Origin of the sequence: Fluctibacter corallii (assembly GCF_025751585.1) — a bacterium.
Lineage (GTDB): Bacteria > Pseudomonadota > Gammaproteobacteria > Enterobacterales > Alteromonadaceae > Fluctibacter_A > Fluctibacter_A corallii.
Map to the genome: position 1 here is coordinate 29,858 of NZ_JAOWKX010000006.1, position 21,337 is coordinate 51,194.

At 42.5% G+C, this 21,337-nt stretch carries 21 protein-coding genes; 6 read left to right on the top strand and 15 right to left on the bottom strand.

Annotated elements, in window-relative coordinates:
* Position 1: 1 nt before the first annotated feature.
* From fliF to OE749_RS12045, 6 genes are all read right to left on the bottom strand, one after another.
* A complete protein-coding gene (fliF, locus tag OE749_RS12020) occupies positions 2-1,708 on the bottom strand; it encodes a flagellar basal-body MS-ring/collar protein FliF (protein WP_263712714.1) in 1,707 nt (568 codons plus the stop codon).
* A 16-nt stretch (positions 1,709-1,724) separates the two neighbouring features.
* A complete protein-coding gene (gene fliE / locus OE749_RS12025) occupies positions 1,725-2,066 on the bottom strand; it encodes a flagellar hook-basal body complex protein FliE (RefSeq protein WP_263712715.1) in 342 nt (113 codons plus the stop codon).
* 223 nt (positions 2,067-2,289) lie between these two features.
* Positions 2,290-3,642: a sigma-54-dependent transcriptional regulator gene (locus OE749_RS12030; RefSeq protein ID WP_263712716.1), complete on the bottom strand. Its 1,353-nt coding sequence runs from the start codon at positions 3,640-3,642 to the stop codon at positions 2,290-2,292.
* Complete coding sequence (locus OE749_RS12035) at positions 3,642-4,796, bottom strand: sensor histidine kinase (RefSeq protein WP_263712717.1); 1,155 nt, start codon at positions 4,794-4,796, stop codon at positions 3,642-3,644. Before OE749_RS12035 ends, OE749_RS12030 begins: the two co-directional genes overlap by 1 nt.
* Positions 4,797-5,004: 208 nt before the next feature.
* On the bottom strand, positions 5,005-6,465 hold the full coding sequence (locus OE749_RS12040; protein WP_263712718.1) for a sigma-54 dependent transcriptional regulator: 1,461 nt from the start codon (positions 6,463-6,465) through the stop codon (positions 5,005-5,007).
* A gap of 305 nt (positions 6,466-6,770) precedes the next feature.
* Positions 6,771-7,571, bottom strand: coding sequence for a flagellin N-terminal helical domain-containing protein (locus tag OE749_RS12045; protein WP_263712719.1), 801 nt, complete (start codon positions 7,569-7,571; stop codon positions 6,771-6,773).
* A 297-nt stretch (positions 7,572-7,868) separates the two neighbouring features.
* On the opposite strand from OE749_RS12045, the gene OE749_RS12050 reads away from it, so the two are divergent.
* The 6 genes from OE749_RS12050 to OE749_RS12075 are packed head-to-tail and all read left to right on the top strand — an operon-like array spanning position 7,869 to position 13,636.
* A complete protein-coding gene (locus OE749_RS12050; RefSeq protein WP_263712720.1) occupies positions 7,869-8,651 on the top strand; it encodes a cephalosporin hydroxylase family protein in 783 nt (260 codons plus the stop codon).
* A gap of 11 nt (positions 8,652-8,662) precedes the next feature.
* A complete protein-coding gene (locus tag OE749_RS12055; protein WP_263712721.1) occupies positions 8,663-9,841 on the top strand; it encodes a radical SAM protein in 1,179 nt (392 codons plus the stop codon).
* A 4-nt stretch (positions 9,842-9,845) separates the two neighbouring features.
* Complete coding sequence (locus tag OE749_RS12060) at positions 9,846-10,913, top strand: NAD-dependent epimerase/dehydratase family protein (RefSeq protein WP_263712722.1); 1,068 nt, start codon at positions 9,846-9,848, stop codon at positions 10,911-10,913.
* A complete protein-coding gene (locus OE749_RS12065) occupies positions 10,882-12,126 on the top strand; it encodes a class I SAM-dependent methyltransferase (protein ID WP_263712723.1) in 1,245 nt (414 codons plus the stop codon). Before OE749_RS12060 ends, OE749_RS12065 begins: the two co-directional genes overlap by 32 nt.
* The gene (locus OE749_RS12070) at positions 12,126-13,103 is read left to right on the top strand and encodes a class I SAM-dependent methyltransferase (protein WP_263712724.1); all 978 of its coding nucleotides are present in this window, start codon (positions 12,126-12,128) and stop codon (positions 13,101-13,103) included. The genes OE749_RS12065 and OE749_RS12070 overlap by 1 nt, the downstream gene beginning before the upstream one ends.
* Positions 13,100-13,636 (top strand): dTDP-4-dehydrorhamnose 3,5-epimerase family protein, encoded by a 537-nt coding sequence (locus OE749_RS12075; protein WP_263712725.1) that lies wholly within the window; start codon positions 13,100-13,102, stop codon positions 13,634-13,636. The genes OE749_RS12070 and OE749_RS12075 overlap by 4 nt, the downstream gene beginning before the upstream one ends.
* A 105-nt stretch (positions 13,637-13,741) precedes the next feature.
* Here the strand turns inward: OE749_RS12075 and rfbF are convergent, their stop codons facing one another.
* Genes rfbF through OE749_RS12120 form a run of 9 tightly spaced genes read right to left on the bottom strand, consistent with a single transcriptional unit; the run spans position 13,742 to position 21,302 of the window.
* Entirely contained in the window at positions 13,742-14,509 is a 768-nt protein-coding gene (gene rfbF / locus OE749_RS12080) for a glucose-1-phosphate cytidylyltransferase (RefSeq protein WP_263712726.1), read from the bottom strand.
* A gap of 37 nt (positions 14,510-14,546) precedes the next feature.
* Positions 14,547-15,395, bottom strand: coding sequence for a class I SAM-dependent methyltransferase (locus tag OE749_RS12085; protein WP_263712727.1), 849 nt, complete (start codon positions 15,393-15,395; stop codon positions 14,547-14,549).
* A complete protein-coding gene (locus OE749_RS12090) occupies positions 15,389-16,225 on the bottom strand; it encodes an SDR family oxidoreductase (RefSeq protein ID WP_263712728.1) in 837 nt (278 codons plus the stop codon). The genes OE749_RS12085 and OE749_RS12090 overlap by 7 nt, the downstream gene beginning before the upstream one ends.
* 5 nt (positions 16,226-16,230) lie before the next feature.
* A complete protein-coding gene (locus OE749_RS12095; protein ID WP_263712729.1) occupies positions 16,231-17,001 on the bottom strand; it encodes an SDR family NAD(P)-dependent oxidoreductase in 771 nt (256 codons plus the stop codon).
* Position 17,002: 1 nt separating this feature from the next.
* Entirely contained in the window at positions 17,003-17,902 is a 900-nt protein-coding gene (locus OE749_RS12100) for a class I SAM-dependent methyltransferase (RefSeq protein ID WP_263712730.1), read from the bottom strand.
* Positions 17,899-18,333 carry a VOC family protein gene (locus tag OE749_RS12105; RefSeq protein ID WP_263712731.1) on the bottom strand — a complete coding sequence of 145 codons (435 nt, stop codon included), beginning with the start codon at positions 18,331-18,333 and terminating at the stop codon, positions 17,899-17,901. Before OE749_RS12105 ends, OE749_RS12100 begins: the two co-directional genes overlap by 4 nt.
* Positions 18,327-19,712 (bottom strand): aspartate aminotransferase family protein, encoded by a 1,386-nt coding sequence (locus tag OE749_RS12110; protein ID WP_263712732.1) that lies wholly within the window; start codon positions 19,710-19,712, stop codon positions 18,327-18,329. The genes OE749_RS12105 and OE749_RS12110 overlap by 7 nt, the downstream gene beginning before the upstream one ends.
* Complete coding sequence (locus OE749_RS12115; RefSeq protein ID WP_263712733.1) at positions 19,712-20,470, bottom strand: acylneuraminate cytidylyltransferase family protein; 759 nt, start codon at positions 20,468-20,470, stop codon at positions 19,712-19,714. The genes OE749_RS12110 and OE749_RS12115 overlap by 1 nt, the downstream gene beginning before the upstream one ends.
* Positions 20,463-21,302: a sugar phosphate isomerase/epimerase family protein gene (locus tag OE749_RS12120; RefSeq protein WP_263712734.1), complete on the bottom strand. Its 840-nt coding sequence runs from the start codon at positions 21,300-21,302 to the stop codon at positions 20,463-20,465. Before OE749_RS12120 ends, OE749_RS12115 begins: the two co-directional genes overlap by 8 nt.
* Between the last annotated feature and the right edge of the window lie 35 nt (positions 21,303-21,337).

Here is a 21,337-nt window from a genome sequence, read left to right on the forward strand (position 1 = left end):
CCTACTCGTCCTGCATCAGCCAGCCTTTAACTACCTGAGCCGATAACTCTGGCTCATTGGCAACTAAAGCTCTCACTGCTTTTAGAACATCTTCATCTTTGTGCAAGTCTGGTAACATAAGTGTACCATCTGCAGCAAATCCTACCTGCCCTTCGTCAAATTCTTGAGACAGCATGCTGATTGTCTCGTCACCTAAATCAAGTGCATCGTCTGCATCGAAGTCATCACCTTCGGTTGTCCCTTCTGGCTCAATGAGTTTGCGAAGCATCGGACGCACTACGGCGAGAATCAGCACGATGATCACTAATGCACCTGCACCGAATTTCACTAAACGCCAGAACCAATTTTGCTCATAAATAGGAATTTCGACTTCAATAATATCTGCGTCACGGGTAAACGGAATGCTCACAACTTCTAATGAATCCCCACGTGTAACATCAAACCCAATTCCCCCTTGAAGCAGACGTCGGATATTTAGAAGCTCTTCCTGAGTGCGTGGCGATGAAGAAACGCTACCATCTTCTGCCGCTACGTTTTTATAGTCCACGGCAACCGACACACTAAGGCGACGAATCACACCGGTTTGTTGTTTAGTATGGCTAATCGTAGTGTCTAGCTCATAGTTGCGAGTTTCCTCTTTATGATTTCTGCCGGGCACGGTGGTTTCGCGGTTAGCACCTGTAGCTTGCTCAGGGATATTCGACTCAAGTGGGGGTTGGTTGGTTAGCGCACCGGGAATACCCGCGATCACACTGCCGATACTGTTATCTTCAACAATCATTTCACTGCGAACAGCAGGAAGATCTGGGTTGTAGCGGCGCTGAGTTTGTTCAACCGCCGTAAAGTCCATCGATACATCGGCTTGTGCCGTGTAATTACCCAACCCCAGAACAGGAATAAGAATGGAATCAATTTTATTCAGGTATTCTTCTTCGCGCTTTTTCTCAATTTCGTACTCTTTACGCGAGCGTGCCGACATAGAATCTTGAGAGCCGGAATTAAGCAGACGGCCATTATTATCGGTTACCGTGACGCGCGACGGCTCCATGCCTTGCACCGCAGATGCCACAATATCAACAATAGCATCAACTTCTTCGCCCGAAAGCACCGAGCCTCGTTTTGCCGTTACCACCACCGTTGCACTTGCTTTCTTTTCGCGACGTGCAAATACATTTTCTTTTGGCATTGCCAATAGTACTTTCGCTCTTGCAACGCCATTCATCTCTTCTATTGTGCGCGCAATTTGTTGCTCACGGGCATGTTTAAGGCGCTCTTTTTCAACGCGCTGACTAACGCCAAATCCCATGTCAGTCATAATAATATCCGTGCCTGCACCTGCCGAATCAGATTGGCTCACACCGCTTCGACTCATGCCCAATTTGATCTCACGATATTGATCTTCTCTGACGTAAATCGTGTTACCTTTAAGTTCATAATCTGGATAATTCACATCCAGATAATCCAATGTTTCGATAAGCTCATCAGTTTGCATTGTGCCTAGCGGACGAAAATCTGGCTCTTGCGCCCAAATCAAGATGAAAATTGCAATGGCGATACAAATGATCAGTGCAACCACCAAGGTCATCTGACGCATCATTTCTACGCTGCTCAAAGCTTCCATGAAGCCTGACTTTTGCTCAGCTTCGTTGTCTGCGCCGTAATCGTTATCGCCTGCTACGGCTAACTCTGTACCTGTTGCTTCAGCCACGCTCAATTACCTCTTATTAAACTGGCATATTCATAATTTGCTTGTATGCTTCAAGCAATTTATTTCGTACTTGTACTGTAGCTTCAAAGGCAATCCCAGACTTCTCCTTCGCCACCATAACATCCGCCAGACTCATTGACTTATCACCCATCTCGAAGGCCATTTGCTGCTTGCGTGAATTCAGTTGTAACTGGTTCACATTTTCAATCGCTTGACCAAGCATATCTGCAAAATTCTCAGCCGATTTATTGACCTCCAGAGGATTACCTGTCGGCACGCTAATGGGGTTAATCTCCATGCGCGTTTGTGCCGCCATTGCTTGCATTTCTTGATAAAGAGATTGTGCTTTGATGTCCATGGTCCACTCCACAGTACGGAAAATTACTCACTACATGGCTAATAATGCAATTGCGATGCCAAGTAAAAATACTCTTTATTTACAATAGCTTGAGGAGGATTTATTGAAAGAAGTTAGCGTCTTTACTGTGACATGTCGCAGTTTGTCATTTTATTGACATTCACATAGCGCATAAAATAGAGAAGCGCCCTAAGACTTAGAGCGCATTGGTAGACATGGTAAACTATGCAGGAACTTTAATCCCGACTTCACGCATTTTGGCAAGTTTGTAACGCAACGTACGTGGACTAATGCCAAGCTTCTCCGCTACGTCTTTTCGTTTACCATTGCATGAATGCAGTGTATCGAGAATAATTTGATGCTCTTGCTGCCTAAGTTCAGATCCAAGTTTACTCGCGTCTTGCTCGGGGAGCACATTATCTGTGTTAAATCCAGCCTGGTTGGGCGTTGTATAGGATTCGATCATCAAATCAGTCGCATCTATCTGATCATCAGCTGCCAAAATCAAAGCGCGTTGAATGACGTTTTCCAACTCTCGTACGTTTCCAGGCCAACTGTGGTTAACCAGTTTATTACGTGCCGATGCACTCAGTGATGGGACCGCTCTGGCAGTTTGTTTGCAGTGACGTTCAATCAAATGCTCAGCCAGAGGGACAATATCATCTGGGCGTTGACACAGCGGTCGCCACATCAATGGAAAAACATTCAATCGATAGTATAAATCTTCTCGAAACTCACCCGATTCGACAGACTGCTTCACATCACGGTTACTGGTTGCGACCACACGTACATCTAAAGAAATGGTTTTACGGCTTCCTAAGCGCTCGACTTCTTTTTCTTGTAACACGCGCAAAAGTTTAGCCTGTAACCCGAGATCCATCTCTGTAATTTCATCTAGCAGAATTGTGCCGCCTTGTGCTTGCTCAAATTTACCCGGACATGCCTGCAAAGCACCAGTAAACGCGCCCTTTTCATAGCCAAACAGTGTTGCTTCCAGCATGTTTTCAGGTATGGCTGCACAGTTAATTGCCACAAAGGGTTGATCAGCTCGGTTAGACTGATCGTGAATATATCGTGCAAGGACTTCTTTACCAGAACCACTGGGCCCCAATACCATCACGGTTGCTTCTGAACGCGCTACCTTTCTGGCAAGTTCCAATAGCTTTACGCTATTGGTATCCGCAACAATTGGCGTGCGTGATTCAACTTTATGAGCAGGGGCGTATCGACCAACTAGGTTCAGCAATACTTCGGGTGAAAATGGTTTTGATAGATAATCAGTTGCCCCATCACGCATCGCCTGTACCGCATCATTGATAGTGGCAAAGGCCGTCATCAAAATTACTGGCATATTAGGAAGCTTATTCTTGATACTACGAAGCAGTGTGAGACCATTCATCTCACCCATTTGAATATCAGAAATAACCAGATCGACAGAAGACTCATTCAATTTAATCATGGCTTGTTCTGCGCTGTCGGCTTCAATAATTTGGTAGCCTCCCAGCAAGAGCGTATCGACGAGCGCCTCTCTAAGTCCAGCATCATCTTCAACAATTAATATTTTGGTGAGGTTCATTATTGTCCTCCAGATTGATATACAGGCAAGGTCATGACAAAACGCGCACCACCCTCAGATAAATTATTCGCGCTTACCTCACCTTTGTGAGATTGAGCCACAGCATTTACCACCGCTAAGCCCAAGCCCGTTCCTTGACTTCGCGTGGTATAAAATGGGTCGAAGATAAAACTAATATCTTCAGCCTTCACTCCCGGTCCATTGTCTTCCACCGACAATGCAAACATGATTTGTCCTGACACACGGGTAAAATGCCAACGTAAAACAATGTGGTCTGCGCCCACCTCAATGGCGTTGTGAATTAAATTTAAACACGCCCCTTGAATCGCAGAAAGATTGATTTTAAGCGGTGAATGCTTTAATTGAGGCGTTTCACTTTCAACATAAAATGCAACCTGATTGCTATTTAGCATTGCCTCTGCACCGGTTTTGATTGCATCAATCAGATCCTCGACAGACACATCTTGCAGCACCTGCTGTTCACCACTTTTAGCAAAAAGCAACATGTCATTGACTTGCTGCTCTAATTCACCCAAGCGATCAGTCAATTTATTTACGAATCGTGCTCGAGCACTTTCTTGCAACTTATTTGACGTCAAATTTGACGCATAAAGCATTGCTGCAGATAAAGGTGTCCGAATTTGGTGCACAAGAGAGGCAACGGTCTTACCCAATGCAGATAAGCGCTGCATATGGCTGATGCGCTGTTGCATTTGCCGAGTTTCCGTTAAGTCCGTCAGCACGATAAGTTGGCCGGGCTCATTTAGCAAAGGCGTAATTGATAGCTTTACTTTTTTGCCATCACGCAGCGACACTTCATGCCCATCATCAGCTTGGGGGTTAAAAGAGCGCTCTATGATTTTCCACCATCGTTGGCCTTCTAGTGGCTCTCCTAACAACATCTTCGCGAGTGTATTAGCTTGTCTCACCACCCCATCACCATCCAACACAACCACACCAGAGGGCATAACCTGTAGCATTTGCTCTAAACGCTGCGCTTGTTTACGTAACGACTGCAACTCACGAGTGTCCACCACCGTCATAACGTTTGATTCTTCCCCTACCTCGTTGTGACGATGAAACGGCGACAACGAGTCAGGGTAATTGTCACCATGACAGTAATTATGTTGTATTAAAGAAGATTCAAATGCCATATGCGCCTCATGTCAAAAAACAGACATCATTTTCTAAACATGAATAAGCATTTACTGTGCCAATAAATATTTCTTTTAATTTTCAACAAGTAAGATGTCGATATAGACTGTCAAATAGGTGACGCAGGATCAGAATAAAACAGTGAGAGAGGATAAATATTACAGACGGCCAACGTTGCTTTTACAACGTCAGCAACAGCACAACGGATTAGCTTTCCTTGTTGCTTATGTTGTATTTGCGCATTTTTTCTACCAAAGTGGTTCTGCGCATTCCCAGAATATCAGCGGCTCTGGCGACGACCCAATCCGTTTGCTCTAGCGCTTGAGAAATCAGGTTTACTTCTAAATCAGACAGGTACTCCTTCAAATTCAACCCTTCGGCAGGCAACGATGCTGAATTAGGATCAAACTGTCCTTCGCTGTGACTGTTTTGCTGAATTTCCTCGTCTTCGTCATCGCCTCCGCCAAACAAAGCATTAATGGCTTCTCGCTCTAGCAACTCTTCAGGGTATTCGGGTTCAAACTCATCCTCCTGAACATGACGATATTTAGCTGGTAGCTCAGCAACGTCCACCATTTGCTCAGGAAATAAGATCATCAGTCGTTCAACTAGATTAGACAATTCTCGTACATTTCCCGGCCAATCATGTTGCATTAACGATTGGATGGCATTGTCAGTAAACTTCACCGTGGTGTCTGCATCAGATTCCATCCGCGAAACCAGTTCTTGTAAAAGCAGTGGCACATCATCTCGACGCTCCCTTAGCGCAGGGCTTTCAATTGGAAACACGTTCAAGCGATAAAACAAGTCTTCTCGGAATTTGCCTTCTTCTATCATTTTTTCTAGCTCGCGATGCGTTGCCGCTACCACTCGAACATTACACTGAATAGGCTTGGTGCCACCCACACGTTCGTACGTGCGCTCTTGCAAAACACGAAGCAATTTTACTTGCATCTGTAAAGGCATATCACCTATCTCATCAAGAAACAGGGTGCCATTCTCAGCAAGTTCAAAGCGTCCTTTACGCGCACTGATTGCGCCAGTAAACGCACCTTTTTCATGTCCAAACAATTCACTTTCTAGCAGTTCGCCAGGAATTGCACCACAATTGACTGGAATAAATGGGCCATCTTTTCGATTAGATAAATAATGTACATTCCGCGCGATAACTTCTTTACCCGTTCCAGATTCACCAAGCACAAGTACTGTTGCCTCTGTAGGCGCGACTTGCTCAATTAGGTGTCTAACTTGCTGAATTGCAGCGCTTCCGCCCACAAGACTTCGGAAGAGCTTTGTTCGATTTTGCGGCGAGGTTTCTCTTCCGGGTTTTTGACGCAAATATTCTTGGCATCTGTGCAGCATTTGCGTTAGCACTGGATAGGTAACGGGTTCAACGACAAAACCGACGATGTTTTTTGCCAACGGCTCCGACACGGCTACGCCTGCGACACCGATAAACGGCTGACCAGGAAACTGCGCAGCTAAATCATGCATAAGCTCAGGATCATCCGCATCGACAAATACCGCATAATAATGAGAAACAGACTTTAGGTGCTGAACCGCAGATGAAAATGCCACAGACTCTCCTGTTTCCCCAAGAAACGAGAGGATGGTTTCAAGACTTTGCTGCCGCGCATCAAGGTTGGAAATAATTAGCGCTGAACTCATACTACACCTGTCCACAAAGTCAGTGCTACAGTGCATGCATTTATCTTGAAACTAAGGTTGTCTTTGGTGCAATTCATTAGCATGTATCGTTGCAACTTCTAATTATAAGTATTTGTCGTTACTAATGATTTTAATCATTCAACAAGGGATAGCAATATTGTAGCCAATGATTTTTGTAAAACCCGTGTTAAACGGGCAAAAAGCCGTCAGTTTTGAAATTTTATTGCCCAATAAAAAACGCGGCTCCTAAGAAACCGCGCTTTAATCACTTGTCTGTAGCGAGTATCAAGCCGACCCGTTCCGCTTTACCCAAGTAAAGAAAGTACTTGACCACGCTGTTGATTGGCCTGGGTCTGAACAGCAATCGATGCTTGATTTTGAATGCCCGCCTGAATGTTTTCGGATGTAACTTGGGCGTAGTCGGTATCCTGAATACGACTTCGCGCAGCTGCCACATTAACATCTGTTTGCGCAAGGTTTCTGGCTGTGCTTTCAAACGCATTTTGGGTTGCACCTAAATCAGCACGTGCACTACCAACGAACTCTTGTGCAGCGTCAGCTGCTTGCAATGCTTGCTCTGCACCGCCTTGAGATGTCACATCGATATTTAAAATGCCATTTAAACCGGCTGATACATCTTGTGTACCAATGCTATTTTTTTGGCCTGCATTCGCGCCAACCTGAAAATCAATACTGCCATCTTGCGTTAATAATGGCTTGCCAGCAAAATTCGTCTGCTCTATGGTCTGAGAGATATTGTCTTGCAATTGCGTGATTTCAGATTGTATGGCACGGCGATCGGAGTCGCTGAGAATGCCGTTTCCCGCTTGTAACGACAATTCGCGAATTCGACTCACATCGTCATTAATGCCTTTCAGACCACCTTCTGCCACCTGTGCAAGAGAAATTCCATCGTAAGCATTAGATATAGCCTGACGGTTCCCTTCTACCTGAGATGACAAACGATCAATAATTTGTTGAGCCGCCGCGCCATCAGCCGCACTATTAATGCGCTTGCCTGATGCTAGCTTTTCCATCAGATTGTTTTGTTTCTGCTGGATCTGCTGAAGCAACGAACCATTAGATTCTGTATTAAGCTTTAACATAGTAGCCTCCCAATACCTCACAGTAAGAGTAGCAAAACATTTTCTCTGGCGTTAGCTTTTTTTTTCAACAACACTCCTCACCCCTCATACCTTGGTATATTCTTCAATACGCAATATGGTGTGATAAGGCGTGGGTTAAACCAAAAAATATCAAAGTTTCAATACTTCTTTCCGATAACATTAAGGCGATATTGAAAATATTTATGGCGTCAGCGAACGCAAGAGTGTTTTGACACCGAGTATTTGGCTTTTATAGTATTGATACTATTAATAATTATGGTTTTAAGAAACATTGAAATGAAGATAAAGAGCTTAAATATTGATTTTGAATCAGATAGCGTTACAGCGGTCACTGACGATAAGACGATGACCGTTGGCATTGGCACGGAAGAAGGCTTTAAGCTCATTTCAAAAGCAATGCTAAGAACAGGGTGGGACAATAAGTACGTCTACAGTTTTTCTTGGCTTGGCAGACCTATAATTCAGCTCCCTGACGATATGATTCGAATTCAGGAGTTGATTTATCAAATTAAGCCCGATGTGATCATTGAAACAGGCGTAGCACATGGTGGCTCTTTGGTTTTTTACGCTTCAATAATGAAAGCAATCGGCAAAGGTAAAGTGATAGGCGTTGACGTTGAAATCAGGCCTCATAATAGACATGCAATAGAGTCCCATGAACTATTTGAAATGATTACTTTGATTGAAGGGGATTCAATCGCTGACGCGACGATTTCTTCTGTAAAGCAGCAAATAGAAAGTGATCAAACTGTTCTAATATTTTTAGATGCCAAGCATACCAAAGACCATGTTCTGGCTGAGCTGGATGCATACTCTCCTCTTGTCTCAAAAAATTCTTATATTGTTGCGATGGATGGCATAATGAAAGACGTAGTTGGCGCGCCTAGAGCCTCTGATGATTGGTCTTGGAATAATCCCTATGAAGCAGCCAAAGAGTTCTGTTCATTACATGATGAATTTACTCTTGAAGAGCCAGAATTTCCTTTTAACGAAGGCACCATAAATCAACGGTATCTTACTTATTGGCCTGGCGCTTTTATTAAACGTTTGAATGGATAGAAGGGGTATTTATGCCTAAAGTATACTTCTCTGAAGATGACATGTGTACGACACAGAAGCTTCAGATTGCTAGAGTCCAAAACTGGTTTATTGCAAATGGCTGGGAAGTGACGGAAAATCCAGAACTGGCCGATATGCCTATTGCACTTACATGCAATGGCTGGAAACTTCTGACAGAAAATTCATTTAAAAGAATCGAGCGACTTCAAAATTTAGGGCTAAGCGAAAATCTTGTCGTATTTGGTTGTGTAAATGACGCTCATCCTAAACGCGTTAGTTCTGTCCACACCGGACAAACCATTTCAAACGCAAAGATTGATGAACAGATTGATAGCTTGCTACCCGATGCCGCAATCCCATTTGCCGATATTCCACATTCATCAGAGTTTCGCACTAAAGAAGACTACCGAATCTACGACCTCAGTAAGCAATTCGTTAATATCGCTAATGGCTGTTCATTCAACTGTTCTTTTTGTCATCACAAACCTGGCCTAGGTGATCGAAGAAGCCGTACCAAGGAAGACATACTTCAACAAGTAGAAAAGCTTGTGAAGAAAATGAACATTCGAATCATTGTGCTTACAGGTATGGAAACGTCATTTTATGGTCATGAGCATGGCACTAATTTTGCTGAACTGTTAGAAGAGGTGCTCAACATAGATGAGAACTTTGAAGTTCACATCGCCCAGTTTCAACCTCAAGGCCTGCATAAAATGTCAGACAAATTGGCTGAGCTTGTTCAAAACAAGCGTATTACTGATTTCCAGTTACCCATTCAAACCACAAGCTCTCGCATTCTAAAAATGATGAAAAGAGCAGATAGAACGTCACTGGTAGGCCCTTTTATTGAAAAAATTCGTGAAAGAAACAATCGTGTTATCATGCGAACTGACTTAATTGTTGGGTGGCCAACAGAAACGTATGAGGAACTTGATGATAGTTTAGCGTTTGCGGTTAAACATTTTGACGAAATTGCCGTTTATGCAATTGAGTTAGATCCTGACTTACCTGCGTGGAAATATAAATCTGAAGAGTTTTCTGAAAAGGAACGTAACTTAAGAGTGCGGTATGCACGTGAGTTTATAGAACGCCATGGAAAAATGGCACATTGCGGCCAGCAAGACGATGCAACAATGGCTGAAGTAGAAGAGATGCGCCAAAAAATGCGTAAATTAAGAGGTGTTGCTTAAGCCGATGAGTAGCCAGATTAAAAACGTACTTATTACTGGTAGCAAGGGCTATATTGGCCCTGTATTGATTCACCATATTAAAAATCACATGCCTAATATACATATAACTGGCATTGATACGGGCTACTTTAATGAGACCTTTAGTGACATAGAACAGTTTAACCAACACTCTCCCGATCACTACTTAGAGTTGGATTTTAGAACGCTTACAGAAGCCGATCTTATTGATTATGATGCCATTATTCATCTGGCTGCAATTTCCAACGACCCAATGGGAGAGTCTTATAAGGCCGTCACTGAAGATATAAATCTAAAGCAAAGCATTAAGTTTGCAGAGAATGCAAAAAATGCAAATGTGAAGAAGTTCGTATTTGCTTCAAGTTGCAGTGTGTATGGCTTAGTAGAAGGTGAAGATACGGTATCTGAACAGTCTTCTATCGCGCCAGTCACAACCTATGCAAAAACAAAAGTTGATTTTGAAAGCGCGTTAAAAACCCTTTCAACCCCAAGCTTCCAATGCATATGCTTGAGATTCGCTACAGCGTGTGGTCCAAGTAGCAATTTGAGACTGGATTTGGTCTTAAATGATTTCGTTCACTCGGCTCTATTTAAAGGTGAAATCAATATATTGTCAGACGGTAAGCCTTGGCGTCCACTTATCGACACCAGAGATATGGCATCTGCATTAGCATGGGCTGCTTTTAACTTTTCATTTGACACTCCATTTATTGCACTTAACACGGGCCAAAATAAGAATAATTTCCAAATAAAAGACCTTGCCAACATAGTCGCAAAACAACTAGATGGCGTGAAAGTCAATCTTGATGAAAAAAATCAACCAGATAAACGTTCGTATAAAGTAGATTTTAGCCAATTCGAAGCGCTTGTTGAGGATCAAATACCACTTCATTCTCTAGAAGATACGGTAAGCACACTGACAAAGTTAATGATTCAACTCAAGCAAGATGGGCGCTTGGGCACATTTGAACAGCGTAAACGCCTTTTTACCCTCAATCAATTAAAACTAAGTGGTTCTCTTAATGAACAGTTGTACTGGAACAGCCAAATTTAGTTGCCGCAATTGCAACCATGCGGGACAGTGGCAAATGGCGGATCTTGGTACCATGCCGCCAGCCAATGCATATATTGATAGCAATTCTCTATCCGAAGAACGGGTCTATCCTTTAAATGTAGCCGTGTGCGAGCAATGTTTATTAGCGCAAGTTACCGACGTCATTGATCCAAGCAGTATTTTTACCCAATACGCTTACCTCTCTTCTTTTTCTAAAAGCTGGCTCGAACACGCCAAAAAATATGTAGATGAAATTCAAGGTCAGATTAAACTTGACTCCACTAGCTTAGTTATTGAGGCAGCTAGCAATGATGGTTACTTACTAAAAAATTTTGTAGATTTAGGTATTCCCGTTCTTGGAATAGAACCCGCAAAAAATATTGCCGCTATTGCCAATGAAAAAGGAATTAGGACATTAAACTGTTTTCTCAATAGTGAGTCAGGTCGAGACATTGCAGCTGAATACGGCAAAGCCGAATTGCTCATTGGAAACAACGTTCTGGCACATGTTCCAGATATTCGCAGCTTTGTCAGCGGTATCAAACAACTTCTGAAAAAAGACGGCATCGCTACTTTCGAGTTTCCTCATTTGCTTTCACTGATAGAGCAGTCACAGTTCGATACAATTTATCATGAGCATTATTCTTATCTTAGCTTACTTTTCTTGCGTGATATGTTTGCCAGTCTCGGGCTTAAAGTTTTTGATGCCAAGCGTTTAAGTACACATGGAGGCTCATTGCGAATTTTCGTGTGCCATGATGACAACCATAGAGCTGTGACCCATTCGTTAGAATCCCTTCAAAAATTAGAGTTGACGTTTGGGCTTGATAAAAAACAAACTTACGATGTATTTAAAAGTAATATCGAAAAAATTAAACAAGAATTGCTATCCATCATTCAAAATAGCAAGAAAACAGGCCTGAAAATCGCAGCTTATGGCGCAGCTGCTAAAGGCAACACGCTTCTTAATTACTGTGGAATAACGCGGCAAGATATTGATTTTGTTGTAGATAAAAATCCAGAAAAACAAAACAAGCTTCTTCCAGGCTCTCACATCCCCATATGGGGGGAAGCTGCTTTGGCGGAATACCAGCCCGATATTATTTTGATTCTACCGTGGAATCTTAAAGATGAAATTATTGAACAGCTTGCCTATTGCAAAGAATGGGGTGCACAGTTCATCGTCCCTATTCCTTATCCGGAACTAATATAATGGAAAATGTTAATAAACCGCTGAGTGAAGAAGCCAAGGCTTTTAACCATCGCATTGAAGAACGAGTATCAGAAGGATTTATTCCAGATCTTCGTCGCAATCAACGCTGTGAGTTTTTTTACAAAAGTTTTTGGCGAGACCCCGTTTTCTCTGATCTATATGTAGGCAATATGTTCCGAGAGTATCGCGATATATTGGCAAAATATGTGCAGCCAGGTGCACGAATCCTGGATGCGGGGTGTGGAGCGGGATACTTTGCTTTGGAACTCGCTCGTGAAGGATACAATGTGGTCGCCATTGATATCGCTGATTCAGCCATTGAGCAAGCCAAAACTGCGTTGGAATCAAATCCATACAAAGATAATTTTGGTCACCTAGAGTACCATGTGGGTTCAATAGAACAAATTAAGCTAAATGATTCCATTCCCCAAACCTATGATGCGATACTGTTTTCGGGCGTATTACACCATTTAGTTGACCTCGACTTGGCTCTAGACAATGCGTATGACCTATTAAAGGATGGAGGGGTAATATTAGGGCATGAGCCATGCCACGAAAATTGGACTAAATCTGACGCAGCTATCACTTCGCTGATGCGTTTACTGTTAAGCCACACTGACTCATGGTACGAGAGTAAAGAGAGTCTTCTAAAGAGTTATACACCAGAAGCTTTTCAAGACTATGTTGACGACATATTCACTGAATACACCCAAGAGCGAGATAAACACGAGAGTGGACAATCCCCTAATGACAATTCGTGCAATGGTAAAGAGATTACTAATGCCGTCAAAAAACGGTTTTCGCATTTTAAGTCAAAACCCTCAGCGGCGTTTATGTATAGAATGTTAGGTGGTGTTCGCAGACCCAATATATCCCAAGAGCAAGACATAGCGCGTCTACTTGCTCTATTTGATCAATTTGCCACCTCGACTGGCATTCTGAACCCAAATTACTTCTTTTTTAGCGCGCTCAAATGAACAAAGTTGCGTTAAATATAGATGGCGCTTATTTGCTTCAACAAACACGTCATGAAGATGAAAGGGGCTACTTTTCACGCAGTTATTGCAAAAGTACTATGCAATCTCAGTCTCTTGCGACAACCGTTATTCAACAAAGTGAATCTTACAATAAAAAGCCATTTACCCTACGGGGAATGCACTTTCAAAGTGCGCCCTATGAAGAAGTTAAATTGATCAGATGCTTACAGGGTAAATTATACGACGTTATATTGGACCTTCGCCCTGATTCGCCAACCTATTTACAGCATTACGCCACAGAACTAAGCGCATTTGATGGGCAAATGATCTATGTTCCAAAAGGTGTGGCTCACGGATTTATGACACTCCAAAAAAATACGGTCATTGGTTACTCTATGCTTGAAGGAGAATATTCAGCTGAACACGCATCAGGTGTGAGGTGGAATGACTCAGCTTTTAACATTGCGTGGCCAGAATATTCAAATATTGTTATTTCTGAAAGAGATAGAAGTTACAAAGACTACATTGAGTGATTGCTCGACTGTCGACTTGCCCCTAATTGCGTCTATATTATTGTAAATTCGCTAAAAATTAACAGTTGAAACTCAGTATATAAATTCTGTTTTAGGAAAGTGTGACTACCACACTTTCCAGGGTGCATTGCCTTCATCCCAAAGTGATTCTAATAAGCTTTTTTCGCGTAATGTATCCATAGGCTGCCAAAAGCCTGTATGTCTAAAAGCAGCCATCTGCCCTTCTGAACATAACGCCTTCATCGGCTCACGCTCCCACACTGTACTGTCGTTCTGAATGTAATCAATTACAGATTTAGACAATACAAAAAAACCTCCATTAATCCATCCACTATCACCTCTGGGCTTTTCAATAAAGCTTGTCACTGTGTTTTCACTTAAGTCTAAGGCACCCCAACGTCCAGGTGGTTGAACGGTTGTCACCGTCGCTTTCTTATTGCTTGCTTTGTGAAACGCTATCAATTCTTGAATATTGACATTAGACAGCCCATCTCCATAGGTGAAACAAAAGTCTTCTTCATCAAGGTATTCTTTCACACGCTTTAAGCGACCACCTGTTTGCGTTTCGGCTCCCGTATCTATTACTGTTACCCTCCAAGGTTCAGCATATCGATGATGGATTTCTAAAGCATTGTTCGCCAAGTCAAACGTGACATCAGAACTATGAAGAAAATAGTTAGCAAAAAACTCCTTAATGATATAGCACTTATATCCTCCGCAGATAATAAAATCCTGAATACCGTAGTGCGAATAGTGTTTCATTATATGCCAGAGTATTGGTTTTCCCCCAATCTCTATCATTGGCTTAGGTCGCAAATGCGACTCCTCGCTTATTCTTGTACCTAACCCACCTGCTAATATTACAGCTTTCATTCGTTCCTAACTCTCTAAACCTTCGCGTATCGCAAAACTATTTTCTTGCTAACACTATATATTCACCAGCTTCGCCGTTTTGGTCGTCATTCCAGTGCTCATAAACAATCGTTTGCGCAAAACCAACACGTTTTAAAAGTTGACAAAAGTCATCACGATCGTAAGGCCGGAGAACGTGTTCAAAAAACGACCTTTCAGTACTATCGCGTTTTAGAAACTTTTTTTGCCAAAGTATATCTCGCTCGCCTGTTTCACTTAGCGTGGCAAGACAAAATTCAAATGGATCTTCTTTAGAAAACGCTTCCCATACGTTCAACTTTCCCTCAGATAAGGCTAGTTGTGCTTTAATTTTTTCAAAGTCCCAAAGTTCGAACAGTGCAAACCCATTTTTTTTACACTGATTATATATCCAGTCGAGCATCTTATTCTCTGCTTCTGGGTTAGTTGGGGAAACAAGTTGAGCAACAATGTCGACCGCGATAACTAAATCAGCATTTCCAGTTACCTCACCATCGAGAAAATCGCCACATACATTTTCGATACAAGACACACCCTCATGAGTGCAAAATGCTTCGGCAAACCTATTCCGAGATTCACTGAGTTCATAGCCAATTGCGGAGTTCAAAACACCAGATTGTTCTAAATTTATTAGAAGCTTGCTATTCCCTGACCCTATCTCAACTATATTTCCCCCCCAAGAAGCATTGTTATTAACACAATGCTCTTTGATAAATTTAACGTGCTTATCGCAGGAATCTAGTTTACTTTGGCAATACTGTTGAAAGGACTCAGAGTCAAATCTTTTCATATTTTCAACATCATCGTACGCATGATAATTAATGTGTGCCTTACCAAGACTTGAGAGAGCCGCATGACTTTTTACCACGTTGTTCGCCCACCGTCCGCTGATATTACCGAGCCATTAACATAACTTGCCGCCTGGCTGAGTAACCAAATAACTGTTCCTTGGTACTCATCGGCTTTAGCCATTCTTCCTAAGGGGATTCTTGAGGAAACATGCTGAATAAAAGTGCCTCCCTGACCATTCTCTACGCCACCTGGACATAACACATTACTTCTCACATTTTTATCAGCCCAATAGGTTGCCAGATATCGAGTTAGCCCGATTAACGCGGTTTTGGCCACAGAATAGGTCACTGGCTTAACAGGTTGATTGTTTTCAGACACTCCCTCTTTGCGGTATAATCTTTGATCAGGTGCAATAAGGCCTAAATCAGAGGATATATTCAATATAGTGCCACCCTCCGGGTTTTTACTGATTGCATATCCGAAATATTTCGCACATAGGAAAGCACCTGTCACGCCGACATTCATATCTTGCTGCCATTGAGACAGAGGAAAATTTTCCAATCTGGAAAAGTCTTTATCCAGATCATCATTTTCTTTTACTGCTGGATTATTCGCCGCATTATTGATTAGCCCATCCACGTGACCAAATTTACTCAATACTTTTTCACAGCAAGTAGAGACATCTACCTCGTTGGTTATGTCTAATGTTTCACAATGAAATGAAGGCACGTTTTTAGACTCAAGATAACTCGCAGCCTCACGAAGTGCGGCTTCACTTTTATCCAATAGAACGGGAATACCTCCCGCTATTCCAACCGCTTCCGCATGCCGTCTACCTAAAAGACCTGCTGCACCCGTTATGACAATCACTTTACCTTGTAAACTAAATAAACCCTCTACACGCATAAGTGTTAAATTCCTGTTGTCTGTCCACCGTCAACCACAATCGTTGAGCCTGTCATAAATGAAGAACACTCTGATGCAGCAAAAAGTATGAAATTAGCAATCTCTTCCGGGCGACCAAATCGCTTCATAGGCACCGTACGGTTAATTAGCGAAGTTACCTCATTCTCACTTTCTTTGAGTCGCTGCTCCCACCGTCCCCCTTTAACCAGGACATTGCCCGGTGCAATAACATTAATTCTGAGGCCAGGTTGAGTTTTACGAGCAACATTTTTGACAAACGTTGAAATTGCGCTTTTTGCTGTGGAATAATCTGTGGGTGCCCCAATCGACTCTAGCCCAGCTATAGAAGATACGAACACGATACTTCCTTTGTCTGGGCAAATCCATTTTAGAGCGGCACGGCAAATAAACCGGATAGAATCAAAATTCACTTTCCAAATGCTCTGCCATTGCGCCTCTTCAGAGATTGCGTCGGATGAGCTATGACCATCACCAATACACGATACGACTGTATGTATCGTTTTCCAGTTGGATAATACATACTCAAAGCTTGCCTTTACTTTATCTTCTATGGTGCAATCCGCGGTGTACCACAGAATACGCTCATGCCCAAAATCCTTGGCTAACTGCTGCGTAACTGTTTTTAGTTTCGCTTCATCGCGAGCTACAAGGCATACGTACGCTCCCTCCTCAAGAAACATTTTTGCGCTTGCAAGTCCGATTCCTTTAGAGCCCCCAAAAATGAGCACTTTCTTACCTTGAAGACACAAGTCCATTCTAGTTGCGCCCCTTAGTAAGCTGCATAAAAATCAGATCCGCATAGCCTTGCTGCTCTAAAAACTGTTTCCACATTAGGTTTAGGTTATTGTCAATGAACGACAATTTCCCATTTCCAGATGGTATTCCATTATTAGCCCAAACTAATGTATTCGAGAGGTCGAAATTATGCCTAAAACTCGTGTTAGAAATATGATACCCAGCCTTTCGAGCGAGAGTAGATAATGTCTCAGCATTAAAGTACCAAAGGTGAGCGGTTCGATAGAAAAACGTTGGAAATGCCTCTACATTCAATTTCATCAAAATATCGTTAAGATTATCTGTTTCTAAATAAAAACACCCATCGTCTTTCAACAATGGATAGGCATCTTTTAGAAAGCTAAGTGGATTATCGACATGCTCAATAACACCAAACGACACAATAGTATCAATAGATGTCCGCCACTCAGGTAGCAGCTCTTCAGAAGAGGACACGACGATGTGTCCTTTTTTCTTAAGTTCTTCATGAAAACCAACAAAAGGCTCCACAGCGATTGTCGTTTTCGCAACGCCCGCAACCTGATCAAGGAAAGCGCCACCACCGCAACCAATATCTAACACGACTTTGTTTCTGAAGGCCTCAATACCAATTTTATTAATTCGCGGAGGTTGCTCCACGTCATGTACATGTACATAACTCTCTATTGAGGCCGTTCCATTAAACGTTTCACGATAGGTTTCAGATTCATAGAAATCTGGCTCATTCATATCATGACTTAATCTCACTAGACCGCAATGAGTGCACTGCAGGACGTCGACCTCTGCTTTTGACAGTGAACCATACTGTCCATCACGAATTTTACCTGAGTATATCGGCTCGTCTTCATTATTGGAGCATAAACAACACGTGAGTTTCTTCATACTAGCTCCTCAACAATCTCCAAAAGTACGCCTTCGGGATCATGACAATACGCAACCTTGACCTGTCCTGTCGGGTTTATGGCAGGAGGATTAATCATATAGCCCCCTAATTGACACACTTTTTCCAAGAACATACTGGCGTTTTCGACAGTAAATGCAATGTGAGAGCATCCATGCTTGTTAACATTCGCTGGTATTTCAGAGGGCGCCAAATCATGAGAGTGATACTTGAGGAGCTCGAGCAAAAACCCACAAGAAGATCGCATTTTGATCCACTCCAGTTTTACGTTTCTTAACCCAGTCACACTTTCAATAAACGCCCCCTCTTCAACATCAGAGGACACGACCTCAAAACCAAGGGCGGTATAAAAAGACCTTGACGCTTCTAGGTTTTGAACCACAATGCCCGTATGCCTCACATTCTTTAACATGTCTGCTCAACCGCTTCAGCAATGCACTCTGCTAGCACATCAACCCCTTCAATGAGAGCGTCTTCTTCAATACTCAGTGGAGGAGCAATTTTGATTGACTCTCTGCCTGTATGCACTAGCAACAAACCTTTCTGCATGGCTTTTTCACACACCTTATCGCACAATTCACTCAATGGTTCGCCATTTGCGTTTTCAAAAATGACAGCGGCCAGTAATCCCTTCCCGCAAATTTTAGAAATAACATTAGGGTACCGATCTTTGAGTTCAGATAGTTTTCGATGTAGCACCCTTCCCAAAACCATGGAGTTGTCAATTAATCCATCCTCGAAAAGTGCCTCAAGATTTGCCAACCCTGCAGCACAACAAAGTGGATTTGCAGAGTGCGTTGAGCTCATTGAACCAATATCGGGCAGGTCCATTAATTCCTGACTTCCCATCACAATTGAAAGAGGTAAACCAGAACTTGCTCCTTTACCAAGGCACAATAAATCAGGCTCAATGTTGTAATGCTCGTAACCAAAAAGCGTCCCAGTTCTTCCGAAACCTGCTTGCATTTCATCGAATGCGATTAATATTTTATTTTCCTTCGCAAAATCTGCTAACGCTTCAAGAAAACCGTCAGGGTAAAACACAGCGCCCCACCCCTGAAAAGTTTCAATCATAAATCCACAGATATCTTCTTTGGCACTCAAGCCTTGTTGTTCACACATTTGCTCAAATGTGCGTTCAAAGAAAGCCTTAGGTGATTGCTGAACTTCTTCAAGCCATGGGTAAGGAAACGGAAGGTGATGAATCTGCGCATCATGATGACCAATCCACTCTTTCGCGGCTACATTGCCCGTCATCATCTGCGCACCCATCGTTCGTCCGTGATATGCACCACTGAAGCAGACTATTCCACCTTTGCGCTTTCCTTCCTTGGCACCTTGCATGCGCATAAGCTTTAACGCTACCTCGGTCGCCTCAGTACCTGCTGATAGCATAAAGGCTTTTTCAAATTGCGCAGCGGTAACCTCATTTAACTTACGCAAATACGCAATTCGCGTATCATGCGCATAGGTATATGAATGAAGTAAAGGCTTATTCAACAATTGTTGTAATCTATCAATAATTCGTTGATTAGCATGGCCAGCATTAGCAACAAATATAGTGCTGGTAAAATCAAGCCAAACGTTTCCCCATTTATCTTTTACTTGAAAATTATCGGCACTATCCCAAATGACAGGCAATTGTCCATGCATTGCCCGACACTCTAGCGCGTACATTTCCTCAAGCAGAGGAACACTCTCTGGAACAGGTATTTTAGTTTTGATTGTTCGATACTTAGTCTCAACATGAGCAACATCTTGCGGTTGATGAGTAAATGATACTCCTGCCACTAGTTTTGTTCCTTATAGTAAATGGGAAAGTTTTCTTTCAAATAGGTGAGTAATACAGAACCGTCCTTTTGCAGTTGATAACGCAAATAATCCAACTCATCTGGAGAGTCAACTTCACAACTGACCGGTGTATCAAAGCTCAGAATTTGATTGCCATGAGTTGTTTCACTCCGCATAATTTGCGAAGCTAACACAACATCGACGTAACCATTGGGCACGTAAACTTGAGGAAATGCTTCCTTGGGTTGGTTGTATCGCTCTGAACCATCGTCTTTTAAGATCGGTTGATAGAAGCTATGTGTGTCTTTAGTAAACCATTTCAACGGGTTTTCTGGTGATTTATGTCCAGAACGCAGCGATGTTGCGCGTCGCTCAGCTCGAATTTTTTCAACCGCATTATCAATTAATACTGGCTCTCGTAATGGCGTTGTAGGCCGCAAATGCACCCAATATTCCGGCACATTTCCTTCCATTTCTTTCATCCACTCCATTGCATGAAGTAAGAAGCCGCGATCGGTAGAATTATCTTGCGCAAATTTTTGCGGCCGTAAAAATGGCACTTCTGCACCAAAGTATTCGCTTACTTGCTTGTAGTCATCGCTGTCTGTAGACACGACTACCCGCTCAACAACTGTTGATAGTTTCGCAGCGACAATGCTGTATGCAATGAGTGGATAGCCACATAAATTTGCTAAATTTTTATCTTTTACAGATTTTGAGCCCGACCGAGCCGGAATAATTGCAATCGTTTCAGTCATACTGATTAGTCCCATTTAATGCATGAATAAACGGGTTTATCCAATCCATCTGCTTCTTGAAAATGGCAACTCCCTCATCATCACGCCAAGCCTGCATGATAATCAGACCTTGGTAATTCATTTCCTTAAGTGCGTTAAAAACAACGTCAAACTGGGCATCCCCCTTACCTAATTCTACAGGAGGGCCGTTACGCAGTCGGTCTTTAATATGAACGTTTGAAATATATTTACCATAGGCATCAAACTCTTCTTTTGGATCAAACCCTAACGAAGCGCTATTGCCAATGTCATAATTAACCGTAATATTTGGCGAATCAAATTTTCGGATTAAAGCAAGTAGATCATTTGGAGCTAAGTCAGCTTCTATCGCTAAATTAACATTATTTTGGTGACACAAACCAAGTAGTGGTCGCAACATCTCAATAAATCTGTCAACGTCTTTACTGCTTTTCAATGACGCATTATCAACACAGGGAATCACAATATCGCGGCACCCCAGAAGAGGGGCAATAGTAATTAAGTATTTAAGTACATCTACACTTATATTAGCGTGCTCATTGTTAGCTTGATGAAATGGGCTGACCATAAAATAGTCTGCACATATTGAGCGCACTGACACGCCAGTTTTTCTTACAACTTGACATATTTCAAGCAAACCATCGAAACGCATCAATGGGTTTTCAGAGTAGTCTTCAAAATCGAGAATAAACTCCACACAGTCCAACCCTAACTGCTTTGCGATCGTAAACTCTTCCTGCCAATACCCCTTTGGGTGCGCTTGATAATTTCCTTTATACTTAGGGAGCAACCTCCCCTGCATTGTGCCAAACAAATGACTGCCCTTATAAAACACTATGTAATCTGTTA